Here is a 6944-nt window from a genome sequence, read left to right on the forward strand (position 1 = left end):
ATGATAGATAGTTTTTTAGGCTTATTTATACATTAATCTAGTTAAAAATGTGACAATTACTGTTATTTAAACTTTTAATAGGTTAAAATATTAATGGTATATATGAGACAATAATGAAAATATACTTCTAAATAGATTGGGGGACATTAGATGGCAGAAGAAAAACAAAATCAAAGGAATTATGGTGCAGAACAGATACAAGTACTAGAAGGATTAGAGCCTGTTAGAAAAAGACCAGGTATGTATATAGGAAGTACTGGCCCTAAGGGATTACATCATTTAGTTTATGAGATAGTAGATAACAGTATAGATGAAGCTTTAGCCGGAGTTTGTGACACAATAAGTGTATGTATTAACGAAGATGGTTCTGTTACAGTTATAGATAATGGTAGTGGTATTCCAGTTGGAATTCATCCTAAAACAGGCAAATCTACTGTTGAAACAGTTTTAACTGTACTTCATGCTGGTGGTAAATTTGATAATAGTGCTTATAAGGTTTCTGGTGGATTACATGGTGTAGGTGTATCAGTTGTTAATGCTTTATCGGAATGGTTAGAAGTAAAGGTAAAGAGAAATGGTAAAGAATATTATCAAAAATTTGAAAGAGGTATAACAAAGACAGAGCTTCAAGTTATAGGCGAAGCTGACAGTACAGGAACTATTATAACATTTAAACCAGATCATTTAATTTTTGAAGATATTAATTTCAAATATGAAACACTTGAACATAGATTGAGAGAGTTAGCTTTTTTAAATAAAGGAATAAAAATAACTATAGAAGATAAAAGAGCAGATAAAAAGAAAGAATTTTATTTCGAAGGTGGAATAAAAGCCTTTGTTGAGCATTTAAATAGAAATAGAGATCCTATTCATAATCAGATAATTTACTTTGAAGGTGAAAAAGATAACTGTGTAGTAGAATTAGCTATGCAGTATACAAAAGACTATAGTGAAAACATATTTAGCTTTGCTAACAATATAAATACACATGAAGGTGGAACACACTTAAGTGGATTTAAAAGTGCATTAACTAGAATTATAAATGATTATGCTAGAAAAAATGGTATTTTAAAGGAAAAAGATAAAAATCTTTCGGGCGAAGATATTAGAGAAGGACTAACTGCAGTTTTATCTGTTAAGCTTCCAGAACCTCAATTTGAAGGACAGACTAAGACTAAGCTAGGTAATAGTGAAATGAGGGGAATAGTAGAAACTTTAGTTAGTGAAGCTGTAGATAGATTTTTAGAAGAAAATCCTAAAGAATCTAAAATTATTATAGATAAGTCATTAAAAGCAGCGAGAGCTAGAGAAGCAGCTAGAAAAGCGAGAGAACTTACAAGAAGAAAAAATGTATTAGAGAACTCTTCACTTCCAGGAAAATTAGCAGATTGTTCAGAAAGAGATGCATCAATTTCTGAGGTATTCCTAGTTGAGGGTGATTCTGCAGGTGGTTCAGCTAAACAAGGTAGAGATAGAAGAATACAAGCTATACTACCTTTAAGAGGTAAGATAATGAATGTAGAAAAAGCTAGATTAGATAGAATATTAAATTTTGAAGAAATAAAAGCTATGATAACGGCTTTCGGATGTGGAATAGGAGAAGAATTTAATATTGAAAAACTAAGATACGGAAAAATAGTAATCATGACCGATGCCGATGTTGATGGTGCCCACATTAGAACATTATTGTTAACATTCTTCTATAGATATATGAGACCATTAGTAGAACAAGGACATGTTTATATAGCACAACCGCCACTATACAAGGTTAAAAAAGGTAAAGCTGAATACTATGCCTATAATGATAAGGAATTAGATAAAATATTAAATGAAATAGGTAGAAGTGGATATAGCATACAAAGATACAAAGGTCTTGGAGAGATGAATCCTGAACAGCTTTGGGAAACTACTATGAATCCAGAAAATAGAATTTTACTTCAAGTAACAGTTGAAGATGCAGTAGCGGCAGACGAAATATTTACTATTTTAATGGGAGATAAAGTTAAACCAAGAAGAGAGTTTATTCAAGAAAATGCTAAGTATGTTCAGAACCTAGATATATAAATAAGGCGGCCGTAAAAGGCCGCTTCTTAAAGTTGGTTTATGGATAAATAGAACCAAATTTATACAATTTGATTTTTATATGGTAAAAGCTTATAATCATAATGTTGATAAAGTTGTTATGATTATGGATTACAATAACACGAGGAGGATATATATAGATGAGTAAAGATAAGGAAAGAATATTGCCTATAGATATAGAGGAAGAGATGAGAAAATCCTATCTTGACTATGCTATGACAGTAATTGTAAGTAGAGCTTTACCTGACGTAAGAGACGGATTAAAGCCTGTTCACAGAAGAATACTTTATGCAATGAATGAATTAGGATTAACTCCAGATAAACCCCATAGAAAATCAGCACGTATAGTTGGGGACGTTCTAGGTAAATACCATCCACATGGAGATTCTGCAGTTTATGATGCTATGGTAAGATTAGCTCAAGATTTCTCTACTAGATATCAACTAGTTGATGGACATGGTAACTTTGGTTCTATAGACGGCGATGGTGCTGCGGCAATGCGTTATACTGAGGCAAGAATGGCTAAAATAACTACAGAGTTATTAAGGGATATCAACAAAGAAACAGTTAATTATAGACCAAACTTTGATGAAACATTAAAAGAGCCAGTTGTACTTCCAAGTAAATTCCCTAATCTTTTAGTAAATGGCTCTTCTGGTATAGCAGTAGGTATGGCTAGTTCAATTCCACCACACAATTTAGGGGAAGTAATAGATGGAGCGGTCGAATTAATAGATAATCCAGATGCAGATATCGAAACTATAATGAAGCATATAAAAGGACCTGATTTCCCTACTGGAGCAACGATAATGGGAATAGACAATATTAAATCAGCTTATAAAACTGGTAGGGGTAGAGTTAAGGTAAGGGCCAAAACTACAATTGAGCAAGTAAACAAGTCAAAATATAGAATAATTGTGACAGAGCTACCTTATCAAGTAAACAAGGCACGTCTTATTGAAAAAATTGCAAATTTAGTTAGAGATAAAAAAATAGAAGGTATATCAGACTTAAGAGATGAATCAGATAGAAATGGAATGAGAATAGTAATTGAGCTAAAAAGAGATGTTAATCCTAACATTGTATTAAATAATCTATATAAATATACACAGCTTCAAGATACATTTAGTATTATTATGATTGCATTAGTTAACGGAGAACCTAAGGTATTAAATTTAAGACAGATGCTAAAATACTATTTAGAGCATCAAAAGGAAGTTATAACGAGAAGAACTCAATATGATTTAAATAAAGCAGAGGCTAGAGCCCATATTCTTGAAGGATTAAAAATAGCTTTAGATAATATTGATGCAGTTATAAGCTTAATTAGAAAATCTAAATCAGTAAAAGAAGCTAAAGAAGGGTTAATGAATAACTTCAAGCTAACTGATAAACAAGCTCAAGCTATATTAGATATGAGATTACAAAAGCTTACTGGTTTAGAGAGAGAAAAAATAGAAGAAGAATATGAAAACTTAATAAAACTTATAAACAAATATAGAGAAATATTAGCTAATGAAAGACTAATTTATCAAATAGTAAAAGAAGAATTATTAGAAATAAAAGAAAAATACAATGATGAAAGAAGAACAGAAATAGTACCAGAAGCTGATGAAATAGATATTGAAGATATGATAGAAGAACAAAGAGTAGCAATAACTTTAACTCATTTTGGATATATAAAGAGAATGCCTGAAGACACTTATAAACTTCAAAAAAGAGGTGGAAAAGGTGTCATCGGTATAACTACAAGAGAAGAGGATTTCGTGGAACACTTGTTTATAACATCAACACATGATTATCTATTGTTCTTTACAAATGCAGGTAAAGTTTATAGAATGAAAGCTTATGAAATCCCAGAAGCAAGAAGACAGTCAAAGGGAACAGCTATAGTTAACTTACTTCAATTAGAACCGAATGAAAAAATAACAGCAGTAATTCCTATAAATGAATTTAATAAAAAAAGTTATTTAGTTCTTTTAACTAAACATGGGACAATTAAGAAAACACAACTAGATAAATTTGATACGTCAAGAAAGAATGGGCTTATAGCAATAAATCTAAAAGAAGATGATGAATTAATTAGTGTTAAAAGGACTACAGGAGAAAATGACCTTATAATCGTTACAGCTCATGGAATGGCTATTAGATTTAATGAAGGTGACGTAAGAGAAATGGGCAGAACAGCTATGGGAGTTAAAGCTATTACATTAAATAAAGGTGATAGTATTGTTGATATGAGTTTAGTAGAAGAAGGTGACGATTTATTAGTAGTAAGTGAAAAAGGTTACGGTAAGAGAACATCATTAGATGAGTATAGAACACAGACAAGAGCTGGAAAGGGTATAAAAACTTATAATATTAAATCTAGAACAGGTAATATATCAGCTGCTAAAGTAGTTAAAGAAGATGATGAAGTAATGCTAATTAGTCAAGCAGGTTCTATAATTAGACTTAGAGTATCAGGCGTATCTAAAATGGGTAGAAGTACCTCAGGAGTTACTTTAATGAGATTAGATAAAGAGGATAAAGTTGTGTCAATAGCTAAAGTTGTAGCAGAGGAAGAGGAATAATACAGAGAAAAAACGTAAAAGGAAACGTAAAAGAAGACGTACATGTTGACGTGAAAAAGGACGAATAAAACAAATAATAATGGCTAGATGTTAGGGCTAGGGTTATCCTAGCTCTTTTTTATTATCTAAGAAAGTAATTTACTGTATAGATTGTAATTAAGTTAAATATAAGTTTTAAAGGCAGAGAGAATATTTGTAAAATTATTATTGAAAAGCGAAAGGCGAACAGCGAATAGCCTAATTTTTTCCAATATCCTCCTGAGAACTAAGAACTGAATCAAAAGCTACTAACTACTAACAACGAACCACTAACTAACAAATCGACTTTAGTCGATTTTGTTCTATAGACGTATAAATTAACGTAAATCTAGCCATTTGCACGTTTCTAGAAATTACTCTAAAAATGAAGTTTACATACATTAAAAGATATTATAGTATATAACTAGGGATTGAAAATACTGGATAAAAATAATTACGAAAGGGGTTATACTATGGCATTAAAAATTATTAAAAACTATGATGAAAATAAAAATTGTTGGATTATAAAACCAATAGGTGAAATTGATATATATACGTCTCCAGAGTTTAAAGAAACTTTATTAGATTTGATTGAAAAAAAGAACATAGACATAGTAGTGGATGGTGAAAAACTAGATTATATAGATAGTACAGGCCTTGGTGTTTTAATTAGTGCTTTGAAAAAGGCAAAAGAAAACCAGAAGACTGTATTTTTAACAAATATTAAGCCAAATATTAATAAACTATTTGATATTACGGGATTAAATAAAGTATTTCAAATCAAGTGAATAAGGAGTGGGTATTAAATGAAATTAGAAGATAGAGAAGATTTAATTAAACTTAGTATTCCAAATAAACCTGAATATGTTAGTGTAGTTAGATTAACAGCTTCAGCTATTGCAAGTAGAATAGGATTTAATATTGAAGAAATAGAAGATATAAAAGTAGCAGTAGCAGAAGTTTGTACTAATATAATTAGAAATGGATTAAAAAATGATAATATGAATTTTGATATAGAATTTAATATATATACAGACAAATTATGTATTACTGTAACAAATACAGGAGAGAAAATATGTGAAGATGTAACAAGAAATGAAAATTTAAATAGTATCGAGGAGCAAGAGGAAGCAAAATTAGGATTATTTATTATACAAGCATTAATGGATGAAGTTGAATGTTTAGAGAATGGAACTAATTTTGAAATAAAAATGACTAAAAAGATAGGAGTCGGTAATTAATGTCAAACCTATCAAGTGAAGTTAAAAAAACTAAAACAAAAAAGAAAAATAATATGGAGCTATTTAAAAAGTATAAAGAAACTAAAGACTCAGAATTAAGAGAAAAATTAATAAATGAATATTTATATATAGCAGAGATATTAGCAAAAAAGTATGCAAATAAAGGGATAGATTATGAAGATATATATCAAGTAGCATGTATAGGACTTATATATGCTGTTGATAGATACGATGTTGATAAAGGTTATGAATTCTCAAGTTTTGCTACTCCCACAATTATAGGAGAAATAAAGAAGTATTTTAGAGATAAAGGATGGTCAATAAGGGTTCCAAGGAGAATACAAGAACTTTCAAAAAAGATAAACAATGCTAAAGTTATGCTTAGTCAGGAGTTACAAAAGACTCCTACAGTAAAAGATATAGCTGAGTATTTAAATTCTACAGAAGAAGAAATATTAGAAGCTATGGAAGCCAGTAAAGTATATACACCTCAATCATTGGATATGAGTTATGACTCAGAAGGTGAAGACAAAGATTTAAGATTAGCTGATTTAATAGGTGAACATGATGAATACTTTGATAAAATAGAAAACAGAGATTTTTTAACAAGAGCTATCGATAAATTAGATGAGATTGAAAAGAAAATATTAAAGGATAGATACTTTAAGAAAAAATCACAGGTACAAATAGCTAAAGAATTAGGGGTATCTCAGATGACAGTTTCAAGAATGCAGAAGAAAGTTATAAATAAAATTAGAAATGAATTGCAGAAAGTTTATGATTAAAAAATAGAGGATTAATATATAGATAATTAGAGATATATATAATATAATAAAAAAGTTAACAAAAAAATAGAAAAAGTGTTGACAAGTAATAAAAAATCTGGTATAGTTTTAAGAGTCGTCAGGGATACGGCGAAACAATTAAAGTTATAAAAAACAAAAAACTTCTTGACAAATTACTTTTGATATGATAACATATTAAGAGTCGGCAGCAAAAGCCGACAAACAAATTAGGACTTTGAAAATTG

Annotated in this window: 5 protein-coding genes; all 5 read left to right on the top strand. The window is 29.8% G+C overall.

Annotation, left to right across the window (positions count from 1 at the left end; translation table 11 throughout):
* The first annotated feature begins 150 nt into the window (after positions 1-150).
* The 5 genes from gyrB (at position 151) to L21TH_RS12725 (ending at position 6699) form a co-directional block, all read left to right on the top strand.
* The gene (gene gyrB, locus L21TH_RS12705) at positions 151-2064 is read left to right on the top strand and encodes a DNA topoisomerase (ATP-hydrolyzing) subunit B (RefSeq protein ID WP_006317200.1); all 1914 of its coding nucleotides are present in this window, start codon (positions 151-153) and stop codon (positions 2062-2064) included.
* Between the two features lie 158 nt (positions 2065-2222).
* Positions 2223-4655, top strand: a complete 2433-nt coding sequence (gyrA, locus tag L21TH_RS12710) for a DNA gyrase subunit A (RefSeq protein WP_006317201.1) — start codon at positions 2223-2225, stop codon at positions 4653-4655.
* 491 nt (positions 4656-5146) lie between these two features.
* Entirely contained in the window at positions 5147-5461 is a 315-nt protein-coding gene (locus L21TH_RS12715; protein ID WP_006317203.1) for an STAS domain-containing protein, read from the top strand.
* Positions 5462-5479: 18 nt separating this feature from the next.
* Entirely contained in the window at positions 5480-5914 is a 435-nt protein-coding gene (locus L21TH_RS12720) for an ATP-binding protein (RefSeq protein WP_006317207.1), read from the top strand.
* Positions 5914-6699: a SigB/SigF/SigG family RNA polymerase sigma factor gene (locus L21TH_RS12725; RefSeq protein WP_006317208.1), complete on the top strand. Its 786-nt coding sequence runs from the start codon at positions 5914-5916 to the stop codon at positions 6697-6699. The genes L21TH_RS12720 and L21TH_RS12725 overlap by 1 nt, the downstream gene beginning before the upstream one ends.
* Positions 6700-6944 lie beyond the last annotated feature (245 nt).

This window comes from Caldisalinibacter kiritimatiensis (assembly GCF_000387765.1).
In the GTDB taxonomy this organism is placed as follows: Bacteria; Bacillota; Clostridia; order Tissierellales; family Caldisalinibacteraceae; genus Caldisalinibacter; species Caldisalinibacter kiritimatiensis.

Excerpts from the sequence above, each read along its gene's own strand:
- gyrA (WP_006317201.1), top strand. The coding sequence starts at position 2,223 with ATGAGTAAAGATAAGGAAAGAATATTGCCTATAGATATAGAGGAAGAG.
- L21TH_RS12720 (WP_006317207.1), top strand. The coding sequence starts at position 5,480 with ATGAAATTAGAAGATAGAGAAGATTTAATTAAACTTAGTATTCCAAAT.
- gyrB (WP_006317200.1), top strand. The coding sequence starts at position 151 with ATGGCAGAAGAAAAACAAAATCAAAGGAATTATGGTGCAGAACAGATA.
- L21TH_RS12715 (WP_006317203.1), top strand. The coding sequence starts at position 5,147 with ATGGCATTAAAAATTATTAAAAACTATGATGAAAATAAAAATTGTTGG.
- L21TH_RS12725 (WP_006317208.1), top strand. The coding sequence starts at position 5,914 with ATGTCAAACCTATCAAGTGAAGTTAAAAAAACTAAAACAAAAAAGAAA.